Genomic DNA, 18046 nt, shown 5'->3' on the forward strand with positions numbered 1-18046 from the left:
CTTCGTAAGCGTAACTGAGCAAACTCTATATATTAGCTTGTAGCAAAGCCTCTTTTGAATTTCTCGATCGTTTCTTTGAGTGCTGCCTCGTTGTCTGCTGTCAGATCCTTGGTATCCGTAATGGATTGAAGGATTTCAGTTGCACTGCTGTCGATATACGCCAGGAATTCCTTCTCGAAACGCTTCACGTCTTTGACAGGAATATCATCCAGATGTCCTTTGACAGCGGTGTACAGACTGAGCACTTGGTGCTCAACATTAAGCGGCTGGTTTACGCCTTGTTTCAGAATCTCCATCATACGCGCACCGCGGTTCAAACGGGCTTGCGTAGATTTATCCAGATCGGAACCGAACTGGGAGAAGGCCTGAAGCTCACGGTATTGAGCCAAATCCAGACGCAGGGAACCGGCAACCTTCTTCATTGCTTTGATCTGCGCGGAACCCCCTACACGGGATACGGAGATACCGACGTTGATCGCCGGACGCTGACCGGAGTTGAACAGATCGGATTCAAGGAAGATTTGACCATCGGTAATCGAGATTACGTTCGTAGGAATGTAAGCCGATACGTCAGAAGCCTGTGTTTCGATGAAAGGAAGGGCGGTTAATGAACCTCCACCAAGCGCATCGCTGAGCTTAGCCGCACGTTCCAGCAGACGGGAGTGCAAGTAGAATACGTCACCCGGGAATGCTTCACGGCCCGGTGGACGGCGGAGCAGCAAGGACAATTCGCGGTAAGCCGAAGCCTGCTTCGAAAGGTCATCATAAATAACAAGAACATGCTCGCCTTTATACATGAAGTATTCGCCCATTGCGCAGCCTGCGTATGGAGCAATATAGAGCAGCGGAGAAGGCTCGGAAGCCGACGCGGTTACAACGATAGTATATTCCAGCGCGCCGTGACGGCGGAGGGTTTCTACTACCTGTGCTACTGTAGATTGTTTTTGACCAATCGCAACATAGATACACTTCATGCCGTTGCCTTTTTGGTTGATGATTGCATCAATGGCGATCGCAGTCTTACCGGTTTGACGGTCACCAATGATCAGTTCGCGTTGTCCGCGGCCGATTGGTACCATGGCATCGATCGCTTTCAGACCTGTCTGCATCGGTTCATGAACCGATTTACGGTCGATAACGCCCGGTGCATTATGTTCTACAGGACGGAATTCAGTCGTTGCAATTGGACCTTTGCCGTCAAGCGGCTGCCCCAGTGCATTCACTACACGGCCCAGCATGGCTTCCCCAACCGGAACCTGCATAATTTGTCCTGTACGTTTGACTTGATCGCCTTCACGAATGGCTGTGTATTCACCCAGGATAACAACACCGACGTTGCTTTCTTCCAGGTTAAGCGCCATGCCTACTACACCGTTGGAGAACTCCAGCAGTTCCCCTGCCATTGCGTTTTCCAGACCGTAGACACGGGCGATACCGTCTCCGACTTGAATGACGGTGCCAATTTCGGCCACTTCGATATCGGCTTTATATTGCTCAATTTGATTTTTGATCAAAGTGCTGATCTCTTCAGGTCTGATGCCCAATATCCTCACCCCTATCTTCTTTGCTTATCATTAAAGGATTTCTCAAGACGCTCCAGCTTGCCGGATAGACTGCCGTCATACAGCGTATCGCCGATGATGACCTTCAGTCCGCCTAGCAGGCTCTTATCCACCACATTGGTAACACGAATCTTGCGGTTTGTAAGCTGGCTGAACTCTGCCGCTACACTATCCTGTTCCTCTTGATTCAGAGAATAGGCGGAGTAGACAGTAGCATCGCCGATGCCAAGGGCGTCCCCTTCTATCTTGACGTACGTGGCCAGCAGTTCTGCGAAAATATCGGTTCTGCCCCGCTCTACCAGCAGTTCTACCATGTTCATTACCGCTTCCGAGACTTTACCTTTAAGCGCTCCGCGCAGCACATTCAGCTTGTCGGATTGCGAGATGCGCGGTGCCAGAATGAACTGTTTCACCTCTGCATCATAATGAAGCACTTCGACTACTAACCTAAGCTGGGCTTCCACTTCAAGTGTAATGCCTTCATCCACTGCTGCACTGTACAAGGCTTTGGCATAGCGTTTGGCAACTACCGTATCGCGGCTCATGGTCGGCCTCCTACCTCTTTGAGGTATTGATCAACGAGTTGTTCCTGTTCGCCGTCAGCCTTAACTTCTTTTTCAAGCAGCTTGGATGCAATGCGGACCGATGCTGTACCCAGCTCGCTGCGCAAAGCTTCCACAGCCTTGTTCTTCTCGCTCTCAATATCACGGACTGCTTCGTCCTTAAGGCGGGTAGCTTCAGCTTTAGCCTGATCCAGAAGCTTGTCAACCTGATTGTTGCTTGTAACCTGGGACTGCTGAATGATAGCCTGCGCCTCTTGGCGTGCCTGCTGCAGAGCCTGCTTCTGTTCTTCTACGTAAGCGACCGCCTGTTCTCTGGTCTTGGCTGCTTCATCCATTTGCTGCAGCACCATTTCGCGGCGCTTCTCCATAATTCCGAACAGCTTGCTGAATGCAAATTTGCTGAGCAGGAAATACAGGATCCCAAAGGCGATAATGGAAAACAATATATTTGTCCAAACGATAGTCACTGAGGTCACTCCTTTCCGTTACCGCGGCATGCGGACATATACAAAAGTAAGGCGCGGATGGCACTTGCCCTCCCCGCCAAACCGTAAAAACGGTTTATTAAGTAAACATGATCAGGAATGCGATAACTGTAGCGGCCAAAGGAATAACTTCCACGATACCTACACCGATAAACATTGTTGTCTGCAGTGCGTTACGTGCTTCCGGTTGACGAGCGATGGACTCAACTGTTTTGCTGACGATCATACCGTTACCAAGACCTGCACCGAGTGCGCCTAAACCAACCGCGATTGCTGCTGCCAAAAATTCCATTTGTAAATATCCTCCTTTAATTTCGGTTCTTTTTGTAATGACTTAATGATATAAAAATCTCCCGCGAAGAGTATTCCGGCGGCTGCCGCTATCCTCACGGCAGTTCATTAATGTGCTTCTTCCTCGTGGATCGTCATCTGCGCGATGTACACCATCGTCAGAATCGTAAAGATAAACGCCTGAAGCGCACCAACAAAGATACTGAAGCCCTGCCAGACAGCCAGGAACGGGATACTGAATATCCCCAGCTTCAGAATTACGGTGATCAGAACCTCGCCGGCAAAAATATTAGCAAATAGACGAATGGCAAGCGCCACCGGCTTCGCCAGGTTCTCAATGATGTTAAGCGGCAAGAAGATCGGGAACGGCTCAATATAGTGTTTGAAATAATGTTTGCCATTCAGCTTGATTCCCAAATAGTTCATTAGTACAAACACGACAATCGCCAGCCCGGCGGTTACATTGATATCTGCAGTCGGCGATTTATACCACAGAATCTCTACATGCTCGCCATGTGTCAGATTTTTGGTTGCTTCGATAACATGTCCAAAAATGTGAACCGGACCTTCGGCTTCTGTAATGAAGGAAAACGGCAGACCAAGGAGATTGGAGACGAAGATAAACAGTATCAGCGTCAATCCCAGTGATATGTAAGGCTTCCCTTTCTTCAAATCCATGGCGCTGCTGATCAGTCCCTGTACAAATTCAACGACCCACTCCATGAAATTCTGGAGTCGTGACGGATTATCAACAGACAGGTTGCGGACGGACAGCATGACCAGAGCGAACACGATCACCGAACTGATCACCAGCATCAGTACCGCTGACAAGTCAATCGGTATTCCGCCAACATAGATTAAAGGCATTTCGTGCATAGTATCATCCCCCTTTCTCTTTAATATGGCTACAGCTTATTCTTGATTCCTAAATATATCCCCACGGGAATAGATAGAAGCTGGGGGATGAACAGGCCGGCAATCGTTGCCTCCAGCGAGAAATGCTCGATTTTGACCGAAAACATGGTGACCAGAATAGCGAAACTGATTCTTGTAGCGAAACCAAGGCTGAAAGAACTTTTCTGTTTATCCGCAACCGCCTGTGTCACCCTTCTTACTTTGAGGGCAAGATAACGAAAGTTAACGAGTCCTGCCAGCAAGCCCAGCGACATGCCCAGAGTAACTGCACGGGTCTCATGATGAAGAGCCCATCCCATTAACAAGCCTGCCATAATGATTACTGTCACCCTGGTAACGGTATTGATTACGGGAGTCATATTATCCATTTTGCTCCCCCAGAAATTTTTTGATTAGCAAAGCAACATTCACAACCCCGAGAACCATCCCGGCAATTGTTCCGATGGCCAGCCAAAGCTTAGGTCCGTCCATCAGGTTCTGCAGCCACCTTGCCACAAAAAAACCTATAACAATGTAAGCGGCAAGCAAGCTGCCTGCACCCCCGAGAACCAAAGCAATACGTCCCAGGCCGGCCTCGTTCTTTTGTTCCTTCATAGGCTACAATCCCAACTAATTTTACTGAATATCCAGACTCTTTGTCAATTCACCGAAAATTGCTCAAAAGTGCTTGAAAACATGAAAATAATCACAGCAAAACATACCAAAACCATATAAACCGTACAGTTTCACTGTATGCTGCTTTTATTTACTTTAGTATATTAGTTGTCGTGCCATCATTTATTATTTGTGAACATTCTGTGAAACTCTTCCGGACGTTCTTTAACAGCTCCGAAATGGTGCAAAATCGCATTGACAATTCTCTCGGAGGCTTTGCCGTCTCCATACGGGTTGGCGGCCCGGCTCATGGACTGATACAGATTCTGATCGGTCAATAGAGCATGTGTCCGTTGATACACCTTCTCCTCGTCCGTCCCCACAAGCTCCAATGTTCCGGCCTCGATCCCTTCCGGGCGCTCGGTTGTATCACGCAGCACAAGCACGGGAACTCCAAAGGAGGGAGCTTCCTCCTGCAGGCCGCCGGAATCGGTCAATATCAGGTGGGTATGCGGATAAAAATTATGCAGGTCAACGACATCCAGCGGATCAATCAGCTTAATTCTAGGGTGTCCGCCGAGGATCTCATGCGCCGGTTCCTTCACTGCAGGACTCGGGTGCACAGGATACACAATGGCTACATCTTCAAATTCATCAGCGATTCTTTTGACAGCACGGAAAATATGACGGTGCGGTTCGCCTTGGGATTCTCTGCGGTGCGCCGTCATCAAAATAAGTCTTTTTCCTGAAGCAAAATCCAGTACAGGATGCCGGTAGTCCGGCTGTACGGTATATTGAAACACATCAGTTACAGTGTTGCCTGTGATATAAATACTTGATTCTTTTTTGTTCTCGTGTCTCAGGTTGCCGGCTGACCAATCGGTCGGGGCAAAGTGCAGATCGGCAAGCACGCCGGTCAGCTGACGGTTCATTTCCTCCGGATAAGGCGAAAGCTTGTTCCATGTCCGAAGACCTGCTTCCACATGCCCAACCTGAATTTGCTGCAGGAAAGACGCATAGCTGGCCAGGAAAGTGGTAAGCGTATCCCCGTGTACAAGCACCAGGTCAGGTTTGACCTCGCGAAGCACTGGCTCTAGTCCTTCAAGCACCCGGATAGTAATCTCATTAAGGGTCTGCCGGTCCTTCATTACGTCCAAATCATAATCCGGCGTAATTTTGAATACCTCCAGCACCTGATCAAGCAGTTCACGGTGCTGGGCAGTTACACAGACAATGGATTCAATCTGCTCAGGGTGTCTGTTCAGTTCCAGAACCAGAGGCGCCATCTTGATCGCCTCGGGGCGCACTCCGAAAATCGTCATTACTTTAATTTTGGACATAACCCCTACCCTCTCTTCTGAAGACTACAGAAATTGTATTTGTTCTATTAATACCTCAAGGGTATTATTACTTGGTTCCATACAGTCTGTCGCCGGCATCTCCGAGGCCTGGGACAATATAACCATGCTCATTCAGATGATCATCAAGTGCGGCTACATAGATGTCCACATCCGGATGTGCAGCCTGCACCGCAGCGACGCCTTCAGGAGCAGCAATCAGGTTCATCATCTTGATCTGGGTGCATCCGCGGTTCTTAAGCGAGGTAATGGCCGCAATGGCTGAGCCGCCTGTAGCCAGCATCGGATCGATTACGATCAGCTCGCGTTCCTGTACATCTGTAGGAAGCTTAATGTAGTATTCAACCGGCTGCAGTGTTTCCGGATCACGGAATAGCCCGACATGTCCTACCTTCGCCGCTGGAAGCAGCTTCAGGACACCTTCCAGCATACCAAGACCGGCGCGCAGAATCGGAATCAGTCCCAGCATTCTTCCCGAGATCACTTTGCTCTGCGTTTCAGCCACCGGTGTCTGCACCGTAATGGTCTCAAGCGGGATATCACGGGTAATCTCATAAGCCATAAGTGTTGCTACTTCATCGACATGCTCTCTGAATTCTTTCGTGTTGGTCCGCACATCGCGAATAAATGTTAATTTGTGCTGAATCAATGGATGATCGCAAATCACCAATTTTCCCATTTTGTCCCTCCGGTAATTGTAAGTCTTATTTATAGCCAGAGTAAGCGCTTTGCTTCCCGCGTGGCTAAATCTTGTCTATTATATCATCACCAAGGCCGCTTTTCACCTACAGAAGGGGAAAACCGCCTGCAAAGGCAGTCTCCGCAAATTTCATAGCTGCACGGAAAGTTTAGGAAATTCCCCCAAGCCTCTGGATATAAAACAAAACTTAGTTTGTGCCATTAGGCACTTTTAATACTATTCACATTTCTTTCACTACTTTTATTGAAAATTCCATGAACTTTCATGATTATTACATGATAATTCATACCATTTTCTTACTATAATTTGTGAACATTATGCAACAGAAACCGGCCACAAAGCATTTGAAATCTCACCTATCAAAAAAACCTTTGCGGAATCCGGTGGAACCGGACCCGCAAAGGCAGAATAAGCAGCTTAATATTAGTACTGCAAACCAGGATAGATCGGATACTTTTCAGTAAGCTCGGCCACCTCACGTGCAGCCTGGGTCAAATTAGCGTCATCTTTCGGATTCTTCAGCACATTGGCAATAATCCGGCCGATCGTTACCATAGCCGGCTCGTCCATACCGCGTGATGTAACAGCAGGTGTACCGATCCGGATACCGCTTGTTACAAACGGACTGGTAGGATCGAACGGAATCGCATTCTTGTTGACTGTAATTCCAATGGAATCAAGCACCTTCTCCGCATCCTTGCCGGTAATGCTCAGATTACGGGTATCCAGCAGCATCAGGTGGTTATCCGTACCGCCGGAAACAATATTAACGCCTTCGCCGATCAGCGTATCTGCCAGAACCTTGGCATTCTTCACTACATTCTCGGCATAGGTCTTGAACGACGGCTGCAGTGCTTCACCGAATGAAACGGCTTTGGACGCAATGACATGCATGAGCGGTCCGCCTTGGGAACCCGGGAAAACCGCTTTATCAATAGCAGCAGCCCATGGCTGTCTGCACAGAATCATCCCTCCGCGTGGACCGCGCAAGGTTTTGTGCGTAGTTGTTGTAACGAAATGGGCATGAGGAACCGGACTCGGGTGAACACCGGCTGCAACCAATCCGGCAATGTGGGCCATATCGACCATAAACAAGGCACCCACATCATTTGCAATGGAACCGAGTGCGGCAAAATCAATGGTCCGCGGATACGCGCTTGCTCCGGCTACGATCATTTTGGGGCGGTGTTTGAAGGCTGCTTTACGCACTTCGTCATAATCAATCAGGAAAGTATCCTCCTGTACGCCATAAGCCACAAAGTTATACAGGATACCGGAAGCATTAACCGGGCTGCCGTGGGTCAAATGGCCGCCATGCGCCAGATTCATACCCAGTACGGTATCGCCAGGATTAAGCGCGGCAAGGTAAACGGCCATATTGGCCTGTGCACCGGAATGCGGCTGCACATTGACATGCTCGGCACCAAACAGCTGCTTGGCACGGTCACGGGCCAGGTTCTCCACGATATCCACATCTTCACAGCCGCCATAATAACGTTTGCCGGGATAACCTTCGGCGTATTTGTTCGTAAGCACGGAGCCCATGGCTTCCATTACGGCTTCACTTACAATATTCTCTGAAGCAATGAGTTCAATGTTTGCACGCTGACGGCTCAGTTCCAAGCCCATCGCTTCCAGTACTGCCGGGTCACTCTTACGTAGTTGTTCCATGTTTCTTATTTCCTCCCTGTTACTCTAATTTATGTGGTGTTAAGACGAAACCAGTTATATACGCTGCTCTCAGTCACAATTCGCGGAGCCGCTTGTCTCCGGCGTGCGGTACACTGCCCGTTCGCCGCCGATCAGCGGCGGTCTGCTCCATGCTGCGTTCACCCGGGCTGCCCCGATATAGCGCAGGCTAGGCCGGAAAGGTACGGCTACGCGGCGGAGGTGCATGCCAATTAGCGTCTCCCCGATATCAATACCGGCGTGGGCCTCTATAGTCTCGGCCAGCACCGGATCTGTCATAGAGCGGTAAGCGGCCGCAGCCATGGAACCTCCGGCTCCCGGAACCGGCACAGCCGAAACCTCCCTAAGCCCCAGTGATTCCAGCAAAGAACGTTCCATCACCAGCGAACGGTTCAGATGCTCGCAGCATTGGTACACGGGATGAAAGCCAAATTCAGCAGCGGCCTGCGTAATCCCCTGCAGCAGCAGCTGTGCAACCTCAAGCGCACCTCCGGTGCCGATCCGCACACCCGCCACTTCACTGGTGCTGGCCCCGACGACGAGAATTTTACCCGGACCGAGCTTACCCGCTTCCGCCAGTTCGCGGACTACCGCCGCAGCTGCGGCGTCCAGGGTCAGCTCTGCACTGTCCGCTTGTTGCCCGGCTGCTGAAGGCGCACCGGACGCGCGCTCTCCCCATAGATCCTGCTTACGGACTTCGTCCATCTTACCGCCCCCTTCAAGCGTTGATAATGCCACAATTCCCACTACAGATACGACATTTAAACAAAAAAGAGCAGTCCGCAGATTTAGCTGCGGATGTGCTCTTTTGCCCAGGCGACCGGCCGTTTATTCCAGGTGCTCCATCGTGGTTTGATCCACACTTGTCGCCAGTTACACCGGAACCGGATAATATTTATTTCATCTTAAGGGATAGACGGCGAAAAATCAACCACCTTCACAACCGCCGTAAGGATTCCAGCTTATCCAGTAAACTGTACAACGCAGTCCGGATCTCAGCAGCCGTCAGCTCATAATCTTCACGGGAGCCGCCGAACGGATCACTGATATCGAAGCTCGGAATCCGTTGCCGGATCTCAATAATCCGTTGCATATCAGCGGCGCTCGGCTCTCCGCCCAGCGAAATGCTGAGTTCGGCATCTGCATACAGGCTATCCAGTTCACGGATATCGGCGTTCACAGACTCTTGCGTATGCACATATTCCTTAAGAGTATAAGTCTTGTTAACTGCGTCAGGGAAATATTGCAGCAAATGCCGCTTATGTCCTCCGGTCAGGGTAAGCACCAGATCAGCCCAAGAGACAGCCTCTCCGGTCAGTTGCGAGGATACTATACGATCTTCAATGCCTTCATCCTGCAGGATTCCGGCAGCATGCCTGGATATGGAAGTACCTGAAATGGCGGAAACTCCGGCAGACCGCACCTCCACATCGATCCCCCGCTCTCCCGCCAGCTTCCGCAGAAGACCTTCAGCCATAGGGCTGCGGCAGGTATTTCCTGTGCAGACGAATAAAATATGCAGCATACTTTCCACCTCCGGTAAAAATATAATTTCGGATAATCCACAACTTCCGAATGAACTGAACAATGAAATGTTCTATTTATTTGTATTTCCGTTATTGTATCAGAAGATGAACAGCAAGCCAAACGCCAGAAGTATAGCTCCGCCCAGTGCTTCACCGTAATCCCCGAGCCCGCGGCTTACTCTCCTGCCCAGCAGCAGTCCGGTAATAGACATCATGCCGCCGCAGACACCGAAGGCCAGCACTGTAATAACTATGCTATTCACAAACATTCCCAGTGAAACCCCGACCGAAAAGGAATCTACACTTACACTGAGCGAGATCAGCAGCATGCCCCATACCGTCCGGTGATCCACCGCCCGGCTCCCGCCGTCACCCTTGCGGAATGAATTCAGAATCATATGTCCGCCCAGCAGTACAAGCAGCCCCCCGGCGGCATAGGTGGTCACCTGACCCAACAGATGGCCGACATAGCTGCCTGTGAACAAGCCGAGCAGCGGCATAAGCACATGAAAAAAAGCAATGAGCAGACTGAGCTGCAGCACATGCAGCAGACGGATACCCTTCATCCCGATCCCTACACCGAGCGAGAACGCATCCATTCCAAGCGCAACTGCCATAATGGCAACTGTTACGAGCTGGCCCCAGCCCTCATATATTCCGCCTATGCCCATGAATATACCCCCAAAGTCCGTAAGTTCTTGTACAACAACGATATGCGGACAAGATGGTATTCATGACTATGAGGCGGATAGCAGAGCCGGGAAGAGGCTGTTAACCGGCGTCGATCACCGCTTCACCGGCGGCTTTCATCAGCCGGTTCATTATGGCAGCGCCGAGGCCCGTGACCGGGCAGGCCTCGGCCAGAATATAGGTCGCTCCCGCTTCATCGAAGCGCCGCAAGGCGGCATACAGGGAGCGGGCCGCTTCCTCCGGCGAGGCTAACGAGCCGAGAGAAACAACGCAGGCGGCCGGGTCGGCGGGATACAGGGCCCTATGCTCCTCGAAGAGGAGCAGGCCCGTGATCCCGCCCTCCCGCTGCGCCGCCTGCAGCAGGCTTGCGGCGGTCTCCGCCACGCGCTGCGGGGAGGAGCCGCGTACGATGCCAAGCGCGCCGCGCGGGGCATAGTGCGTGTACTTCATGCCCGGCGCGCGCGGCGCCGGGCTGCCGTCTCCGGCGGCTTGCGCAGCAGCGCCGCCCGTCCCGCCGCCGCTCACCTGCGGCGGCAAAGCCGGGGACTGGCCGCCGGAATGTCCGGCGGCAGCGTCCGCCAGGTCCGGTGCCGGGGCTGGGGCCACAGCCCCGGCACCCGCCACCGCCGCGAGCTGCTCGGCGGTGATGCCCCCGGGACGGAGCACCGCTACCGTCCCGTCCGGCTGCACCTGCACCACGGTCGACTCCAGGCCGACCCCGGCCGCGCCGCCGTCCAGTACCCCGCCGATATATCCGGCGAGGTCTTCCATCACATGGGCGGCCAGCGTAGGACTCGGCCGCCCGGAGCGGTTGGCGCTGGGCGCGGCAACCGGGCATTCCGCGGCGCGCAGCAGGGCCAGCGCCACCGGATGGTCGGGCATGCGCACGCCGACCGTATCCAGCCCCGCTGTAACCAGCGGCGAGAGGACGCCGGGGCGGACCGGCAGCACCAGCGTCAAGGGGCCGGGCCAGAAGGCATCCATCAGCGCCGAGGCGGCCGGAGCCACTTCTAGGACCAGGCCCTCCAGCTCTTCCCGCCGGGCTATATGCACGATCAGCGGGTTGTCGGAGGGGCGGCCTTTGGCCGCGAATACCGCTTCTACTGCCGGGGTATTCCGGGCATCCGCCCCCAATCCGTAGACCGTTTCGGTCGGAAAAGCAACGGTGCCCCCGCTCCGCAGCATAGCTGCCGCAGCAGCGATTGCCTCCCTGTCACTCTCTGCTGATGGAACAGAAAGCATGTCCTGCCCCGCAGCAGGTCCGGGTCCGGTAATCCCGGACGTCAAACTCCAATAAAGAGTTGCATCTATATTGCCGCTCCGGCGCTGAACCGCAAACGAAGAATCCTTAGGCTCTGTCATTTCATCACAAGCTTTCCTCTGTAATCACTTCACACTTCAATACTGCATCGTCCGGAAAAAGCCAAAAACGGCTCCACCAGGTGGAGCCGCAGCCACTTCCGCTCAAGTTCTGCATTTATCGTACCATATCCGGCAGGAAAACTGTAGATTTCGTAAACCGCCATTCCGCAAATTCCCGGAAGCTTAGGCGAACAATCCGCAGATCCAGCTCCACAAATTCTGCAGCAGCTCCCATACGAAGAACTTCACCTTCGGCGCTTCTGCATCAGCGTCCGCACCGCCGTCCCCGCCGGCCGAAGCCGCTACACCGGAAGCAGTCTTATCAACCCCGCCATCCGCCGTTTTCACCTTGGCTCCGTCTCCGGAAGCCTTAGCAGAGATTGCCGAAGCCTTCTTGGCTGCAGCGGGTTCCGCAGCTGCCGCATCACCGGAGCCGGCATCAATGAAGCAGAGCGGCGGAAACAGCACACACCACCAGTTCTGACCTTTGCCTGCGCCAAGCGTGACCCGCAGCGCTTCATATTCCCCGGCAGGATAGACCCGGCCGCCATACATTTTCGTCGGGAAAGGTACGGTGCCCAGTTCGACTTTATAGCTATAATCAATTCCCCGCCGCGCAAGCTCTCCGCCCACCAGATCATTCAGCTCCGGGAGATGACTCTGAATCAGCGCCCGCGCCTGCTCCAGACTCTGGGGATCCTCCAGTCCGGCCACCCACTGGTTAATCTGCTCCACCACCTGGTCGCGGATCTGGCGTTTGACCAGCTGATCTCCCGCACCATCCGAATTCGCCAGAATACGCAGACGGATCGACTCCTGCGGAATAGATACCTCCGCTACGGCAGCATCGCTTTTTTGCCCTTCCCAGGCCATCATCAATATCATAAAAAAACAAATTAAAATGGCAGTATACTTGAATGTAATCCGCAGAGAATCCCTTTTATCCAGCTGATCGTTATTCATCTTGCGCAGCCCCTCTCCCTCTGAAACTCTTATGTTCCCAGTATGTCCGGGAATGAGAGACTGCAAACCTAGTAATCTATGATTTTGAGAATAAAGTAGTCTCATCCTTCAGCTTGGGCAGCGGAAGCGGCAGATCATCCTCCACATCCTGCCCGTAGAGCCGCACACTCATGGCAATCCCCATACAGGCCATGTTAATCAGAATTGAGGTCCCCCCATAGCTGATAAACGGAAGCGTAATCCCCGTCAACGGCATCAGCCCGGTCATTGCCCCGATATTCTCCAGAATCTGATACAGCAGCATAGCTACGATCCCGACAATCAGGAGCGGGCCGCCGCGGTCCCTGCATTCCAGGGCAATCACAATTAATCTGTGGATCAGGATAAAAAAGAGCATCAGCAGCGCCGCTGCACCCAGAAAGCCGAATTCTTCGCCGATCTGCACAAAAATCGATTCAGAATACAGATAAGGCACCCGGTCACTTTGCACCGTGCCGCCCTGCAGATAACCTTCGCCGCTGAGTCCGCCCGAGGCAATCGCCGTCTTGGCATTCTTGGTCTGATAGCTCGCATCGCTGCTTGCCAGATCCGGTACCAGCCAGGGGTCAAAGCGCCTGACGAAGTGATCCCGGCCCAGCGTCTGCTCTATGAAGCTTACCGTCTGCTCATGATAGTGGACATAGCACAGAATGAAGCCCAGCACCGATCCCGCCAGAATAACCATCCCGATCAGCGCATGTGAGAATTTAATATTTCCGATCCACAAAAGCCCAAGCAGAATCACGATATAGCTGAGCGCATTGCCCAGATCATTCTGGATGATGACCAACGCGAACGGCGCCAGGGCGATTAGGCTAAGCGGCACCACGTCACGCCAGAAGCGCAGCGGATTTCTTTGTTTGCGGACAAGTACAGTGGTCAGAAAAAGAATCAGGATCAGCTTAAACAGCTCCGCCGGCTGGAGGCTTAATTCACCGATGCCGATCCAGCCCTGGGCGCCATTTTTTACCTTGCCGAAAAAGCTGACCAGCAGCAGAATACCGATCCCAAGGATGTAAATATAGAGTCCATACCGGACCAGAAGGCGGTAATCAAACAGGGTAAGCAGAAAAAAAGCAACAAAACCCAGCACATAATACTGAATCATCCGTATGTGTGTGCCATCCAGGTCAACTCTCCCGTGAGTCACGCTGTATATCGAGAAAATACTGACACACATCAGCAAGAGCAAAATCAATACGATGGAGCCGTCAATCCGTCTGATTCTCTGTAACATCGGAATACTCCTTAACCTACGCGGATTATGGACCGGCCTCCTGCAGTATACCCAGGGAACCGAATCCACTAATTTCCATTGTAAGACAAGTGGGGGCGTAAATACAATTTATGTGATCGTTGCCAGCCGGGAATAGCACCAGCCTTAAACTAATGAGGTGACAACCATTCTGCTAAATCGCTTGCCAAGGGCTTGGAGTGATCCAATTTCCGCAATTACAGGATATGCGGTAGCTTAATTGCACTTTGTACAGCTAAAACATCTGACTTTCAACCAATTATCCGTTTAGTTGTATTTCGTACACCTAATTCCTTTATATAGCTGGGTTCTCAGCGATTCGGGCAGATTTAGTTGTACAGATTACAGTTATACGGTGCGACCATACCCTTTTCGCTGTTTTTAATTGTACAGTATACAACTATCACTGAATTTCCCCTTGGACCTGAACATGTCCATCGCTGCATGGTTGAGAATCAACTCACTTCTTTGGTTCTGATGCTGTCTAGCGTAGAACGAAACAAAATGCCGGAACCCTTCCATTTCGAAGAGCTCCGGCATGCGGATTACCTCTGATTGAATCAGAGATATTATAGTATACAGTTAACCTTGCTTGACCGGAGAAGAATAGATTGTAGGACTCGGCAAATCTTCCTCTACCTCTTGACCATGCAGGCGTACGCTCATTACCAGACCGATACTGGCCATGTTGATCAGGAGTGAGGTCCCCCCGAAGCTGATGAACGGCAGCGTAATCCCGGTCAGCGGCATCAGGCCGATGAAGGCACCGATATTCTCAAAAATCTGATACAGCATCATCGCGACAATGCCGACAATCAGGAACGGCCCTCCCCTGTCCTTGCACTCCAATGCAATCAGAATCATCCGGTGAATCAGGATAAAGTAGAGCAGCAGCACCAGCGCCGATCCGACAAAACCAAACTCCTCGGCAATCTGCACAAAAATCGAATCAGAATACGTATACGGCACGCGATCTGTCTGTACCGAGCTGCCCTCCATATAGCCTTCGCCGCTCATACCGCCGGAGGCTATGGCCATTTTGGCGTTTTTGGTATGATAGCTTGCCTTGGCCGTCGCTTCTTCCGGCACCAGCCACGGATCAAAGCGCTCTACCCAGTGGGAACGGCCGATATCTGTCAGGAAATCCTTGATTTCATCGTGGTAATGAATGTAGCTCATGATTCCGGCAGCCGCGCTTCCGCCAATAATTAACAGCCCGATCAGCGCGTGCGTGAACTTGATATTGCCGATCCAGAGGAGGCCAACAAGAATCACGATATAGGAGAGCGCATTCCCAAGGTCATTCTGGCTTAGTACGATCAAAAACGGCAATAGGCTCATTAGACCCAGCGGCACGACATCGCGCCAGAACAGCAGCTTATTCTTATTTTTGCGGACCAGCACCGCAGCCAGAAACAGGATCAGTATCAGCTTAAACAGCTCGGCGGGCTGGAGACTGAAGCTCCCGAATTTAATCCAGCCCTGCGCGCCATTCTGTTCTGTACCGATAAAGCTGACCAGCACCAGAATCCCAATGCCTGTAACGTAAACATATAGCGCATATTTAACAAGCAGACGATAATCCACGAAGGTGAGCCCAATGAAGGCGATGAAGCCCAGGATATAGAATTTGATCATTTTGATATGCGATCCGTCCAGCTTGTCGCGCCCGTGGGTAACGCTGTATATGGAGAAAATGCTGACTACCATCAGCAGCACAAGAATGACCAGGATGACGCCGTCTATCTTCTTAATCTTCTGAAGCATATTCTGTCTCCTTACTCAGTACTGGTTCCTCTTGTCACCTGGCCGCAGCCGCATACAGAGGTCCCGTCATTTCTATTGTAAAGGAAGGGGCAGCATAAATACAATTTCACCGTTTGGCGGTTTCTGCCTACTGGCAGCCGCATCCAGGACGGGGACGCTAGCGGGCGATCCCCAGCACATGCCGGGGAATCCCGGCGAGATCCTCGATTGTGATGATCTCGTTCCAGTGGCCGGCCGCCCGCAGCAGCTCAGCTACCTGCCCGGCCTGTCCCTGGCCGAGCTCGAAGCCGACCAGGCGCGGCGGAGCCGGGAGCAGCGGCAGCTGCTCCATCATGCGGCGGTAGGGATCAAGCCCGTCCCCGCCGCCGTCCAGAGCCGTGCGCGGCTCATGGTCGCGCACCTCGCGCTGCAGCCCGGCGATGTCGCCGCCGGGAATGTACGGCGGGTTGGAGACGAGAATATCCGTCTCCATCCCCGCGAACGGCTCGAGCAGATCGCCGAGCCGCAGGTCAACGGACGTGCCGAGCCGCTGCGCATTGCGCCCGGCCACGGCCAGCGCGCCGGGCGAGATGTCGCCAGCGCAGACCCGCCACGCCGGCGCTTCCGCCGCCAGCGTGACGGAGATGGCTCCGCTGCCGGCGCCGATGTCGACGGCGGTCAGCGGACGCACGGCGCGCGGGCGCGCCGCCTCACTGCCCGCGGCTCTCTCCCCCGCGGGCCCATCGGCTTCTTGCGCGGCTTCGCCCCGCGCAGGCCCCGGCGCCTTACCGCCCGCGGCTCTTCCCCCCGCGGGCCCATCGGCTTCTTGCGCGGCTTCGCTCCGCACCGCAACCGTCCCGTCCGGCCACAGCTCCGCGCCGTAGCGCAGAATCGCCTCGACGAGCAGCTCCGTTTCCGGACGCGGAATCAGCACATCGGGCGTAACCTCGAAGGCTCGGCCGTAGAATTCCTGCTCGCCTATGATGTACTGCACCGGTTCACCCGCCGCCCGGCGGGTGACCAGTGTTTCCCATTGCGCCTTGAGCGCTGGCGGGAATGGATCAGCCAGCGCCATATAATATGCCGCTCCGGACAAGCCCAGCACATGCTCCAGCAGCAGCTGGCTGCTGCGCTGCGGCTCATTGCATCCGTGCCCGGCCAAAAAAGAAGAAGCCTCCGCAAAGGCTTCCCGGATGCTTTGCAATTCCGACATGACGTAAGAGTCGTGTTTCAAAGCATTATTCTCCTTTTTCCATCAATTCCGCTTGTTCCGCAATAGACAGTGCCGAGATGATCTCGGTGATATCTCCGTTCATGACCTGCTCCAGACGGTGCAGGGTAAGGCCGATCCGGTGATCCGTTACACGGCTCTGCGGGAAGTTGTAGGTACGGATACGCTCACTGCGGTCCCCGGTTCCTACTTTGCTCTTCCGTTCTCCGGAGTACTTGGCTTCTTCTTCCTGACGCTTCAGATCCGAGATACGGGCACGCAGCACCTGCAGCGCCTTCTCCTTATTGGAGTTCTGGGACTTGCCGTCCTGACAGGTAGCTACGATACCGGTAGGTACATGGGTTACACGCACCGCAGACTTGGTCGTATTAACGGATTGTCCGCCCGCGCCGCTGGAACAGAAGGTGTCGACACGGATGTCCTTATCATGAATTTCAATTTCGAATTCTTCCGCTTCCGGCATAACCGCAACGGTAGAAGTTGAAGTATGAATTCGTCCGCCGGATTCGGTTGTAGGAATACGCTGCACACGATGCGCACCGCTTTCGAACTTCATTTTGCTGTAAGCGCCGCGGCCGTTGATCAGGAAGATAACTTCCTTGAATCCGCCGAGATCGTTCGTGTTCACATCCATCAGCTCTACGCGCCAGCCCTGGGTATCGGCATAACGGGTATACATCCGGTACAGGTCAGAGGCAAACAATGCTGCTTCGTCCCCGCCGGCTGCGCCGCGGATTTCCACGATTACATTTTTATCATCATTAGGGTCTTTGGGGAGCAGGAGCAGACGGATCTTCTCCTCCAGAACCACCTGTCGCGAGGACAGGTCGTCGATCTCCATCTTGACCATTTCCTTCATTTCATCATCAAGCTTCTCAGCCTGCATCATCTTGGCGGCTTCGAGCTCTTCCATTACATTTTTATATTCGCTATACGCCTCAAAGGCGGGCTGCAAGTCGGATTGTTCTTTGGAATAGTCCCTCAGTTTCTTACTGTCGTTTGCAACATCCGGGTCACAAAGCAGTTCACTGAGTTTCTCATAGCGGTCCGCCAGGGATTGCAATCGGTCCAACAAGG

Annotated in this window: 19 protein-coding genes and 1 riboswitch; all 19 genes read right to left on the reverse strand. The window is 53.0% G+C overall.

Going from position 1 to position 18046, the window contains the following annotated elements:
• Positions 1 to 32: 32 nt before the first annotated feature.
• The 19 genes from atpA to prfA all read right to left on the reverse strand — a co-directional run bounded on the left by atpA (position 33) and on the right by prfA (position 18044).
• Positions 33 to 1544 (reverse strand): F0F1 ATP synthase subunit alpha, encoded by a 1512-nt coding sequence (gene atpA, locus P40081_RS33675; protein WP_042140249.1) that lies wholly within the window; start codon positions 1542 to 1544, stop codon positions 33 to 35.
• Between the two features lie 11 nt (positions 1545 to 1555).
• Complete coding sequence (locus P40081_RS33680; RefSeq protein ID WP_042140251.1) at positions 1556 to 2107, reverse strand: F0F1 ATP synthase subunit delta; 552 nt, start codon at positions 2105 to 2107, stop codon at positions 1556 to 1558.
• Positions 2104 to 2592 carry a F0F1 ATP synthase subunit B gene (atpF, locus tag P40081_RS33685; protein ID WP_039309309.1) on the reverse strand — a complete coding sequence of 163 codons (489 nt, stop codon included), beginning with the start codon at positions 2590 to 2592 and terminating at the stop codon, positions 2104 to 2106. Before atpF ends, P40081_RS33680 begins: the two co-directional genes overlap by 4 nt.
• Positions 2593 to 2689: 97 nt before the next feature.
• Positions 2690 to 2902, reverse strand: a complete 213-nt coding sequence (gene atpE / locus P40081_RS33690; RefSeq protein WP_036699216.1) for a F0F1 ATP synthase subunit C — start codon at positions 2900 to 2902, stop codon at positions 2690 to 2692.
• Positions 2903 to 3009: 107 nt separating this feature from the next.
• Entirely contained in the window at positions 3010 to 3777 is a 768-nt protein-coding gene (atpB, locus tag P40081_RS33695) for a F0F1 ATP synthase subunit A (RefSeq protein WP_042140252.1), read from the reverse strand.
• Between the two features lie 29 nt (positions 3778 to 3806).
• Positions 3807 to 4184: an ATP synthase subunit I gene (locus P40081_RS33700; protein WP_042140253.1), complete on the reverse strand. Its 378-nt coding sequence runs from the start codon at positions 4182 to 4184 to the stop codon at positions 3807 to 3809.
• Entirely contained in the window at positions 4177 to 4410 is a 234-nt protein-coding gene (locus P40081_RS33705) for an AtpZ/AtpI family protein (RefSeq protein ID WP_042140254.1), read from the reverse strand. Before P40081_RS33705 ends, P40081_RS33700 begins: the two co-directional genes overlap by 8 nt.
• A gap of 179 nt (positions 4411 to 4589) precedes the next feature.
• Positions 4590 to 5750: a non-hydrolyzing UDP-N-acetylglucosamine 2-epimerase gene (wecB, locus tag P40081_RS33710; RefSeq protein WP_039309304.1), complete on the reverse strand. Its 1161-nt coding sequence runs from the start codon at positions 5748 to 5750 to the stop codon at positions 4590 to 4592.
• Between the two features lie 67 nt (positions 5751 to 5817).
• Positions 5818 to 6447 carry a uracil phosphoribosyltransferase gene (gene upp / locus P40081_RS33715; RefSeq protein WP_020426095.1) on the reverse strand — a complete coding sequence of 210 codons (630 nt, stop codon included), beginning with the start codon at positions 6445 to 6447 and terminating at the stop codon, positions 5818 to 5820.
• Between the two features lie 444 nt (positions 6448 to 6891).
• On the reverse strand, positions 6892 to 8139 hold the full coding sequence (gene glyA, locus P40081_RS33720) for a serine hydroxymethyltransferase (protein WP_039309300.1): 1248 nt from the start codon (positions 8137 to 8139) through the stop codon (positions 6892 to 6894).
• Positions 8140 to 8208: 69 nt separating this feature from the next.
• Positions 8209 to 8862 (reverse strand): TIGR01440 family protein, encoded by a 654-nt coding sequence (locus tag P40081_RS33725; RefSeq protein ID WP_081970317.1) that lies wholly within the window; start codon positions 8860 to 8862, stop codon positions 8209 to 8211.
• Between the two features lie 98 nt (positions 8863 to 8960).
• Positions 8961 to 9044, reverse strand: a riboswitch (ZMP/ZTP riboswitch).
• A gap of 50 nt (positions 9045 to 9094) precedes the next feature.
• A complete protein-coding gene (locus P40081_RS33730) occupies positions 9095 to 9682 on the reverse strand; it encodes a low molecular weight protein arginine phosphatase (protein WP_042140255.1) in 588 nt (195 codons plus the stop codon).
• Between the two features lie 99 nt (positions 9683 to 9781).
• Positions 9782 to 10354 (reverse strand): manganese efflux pump MntP, encoded by a 573-nt coding sequence (locus P40081_RS33735; RefSeq protein ID WP_042140256.1) that lies wholly within the window; start codon positions 10352 to 10354, stop codon positions 9782 to 9784.
• Positions 10355 to 10454: 100 nt separating this feature from the next.
• A complete protein-coding gene (locus tag P40081_RS33740) occupies positions 10455 to 11615 on the reverse strand; it encodes an L-threonylcarbamoyladenylate synthase (RefSeq protein ID WP_231575243.1) in 1161 nt (386 codons plus the stop codon).
• Between the two features lie 303 nt (positions 11616 to 11918).
• Positions 11919 to 12698 (reverse strand): stage II sporulation protein R, encoded by a 780-nt coding sequence (gene spoIIR, locus P40081_RS33745; protein WP_042140258.1) that lies wholly within the window; start codon positions 12696 to 12698, stop codon positions 11919 to 11921.
• 76 nt (positions 12699 to 12774) lie between these two features.
• A complete protein-coding gene (locus P40081_RS33750; protein WP_042140259.1) occupies positions 12775 to 13974 on the reverse strand; it encodes an FtsW/RodA/SpoVE family cell cycle protein in 1200 nt (399 codons plus the stop codon).
• Between the two features lie 600 nt (positions 13975 to 14574).
• The gene (locus P40081_RS33755; protein ID WP_042140260.1) at positions 14575 to 15759 is read right to left on the reverse strand and encodes an FtsW/RodA/SpoVE family cell cycle protein; all 1185 of its coding nucleotides are present in this window, start codon (positions 15757 to 15759) and stop codon (positions 14575 to 14577) included.
• A 157-nt stretch (positions 15760 to 15916) separates the two neighbouring features.
• On the reverse strand, positions 15917 to 16972 hold the full coding sequence (locus P40081_RS33760) for a N5-glutamine methyltransferase family protein (RefSeq protein ID WP_042140261.1): 1056 nt from the start codon (positions 16970 to 16972) through the stop codon (positions 15917 to 15919).
• 4 nt (positions 16973 to 16976) lie between these two features.
• Positions 16977 to 18044 carry a peptide chain release factor 1 gene (prfA, locus tag P40081_RS33765; RefSeq protein WP_039309100.1) on the reverse strand — a complete coding sequence of 356 codons (1068 nt, stop codon included), beginning with the start codon at positions 18042 to 18044 and terminating at the stop codon, positions 16977 to 16979.
• Positions 18045 to 18046: the final 2 nt, after the last annotated feature.

The sequence above is a fragment of the Paenibacillus sp. FSL P4-0081 genome (genome assembly GCF_000758565.1).
GTDB classification, from domain to species: Bacteria; Bacillota; Bacilli; order Paenibacillales; family Paenibacillaceae; genus Paenibacillus_AQ; species Paenibacillus_AQ phytohabitans.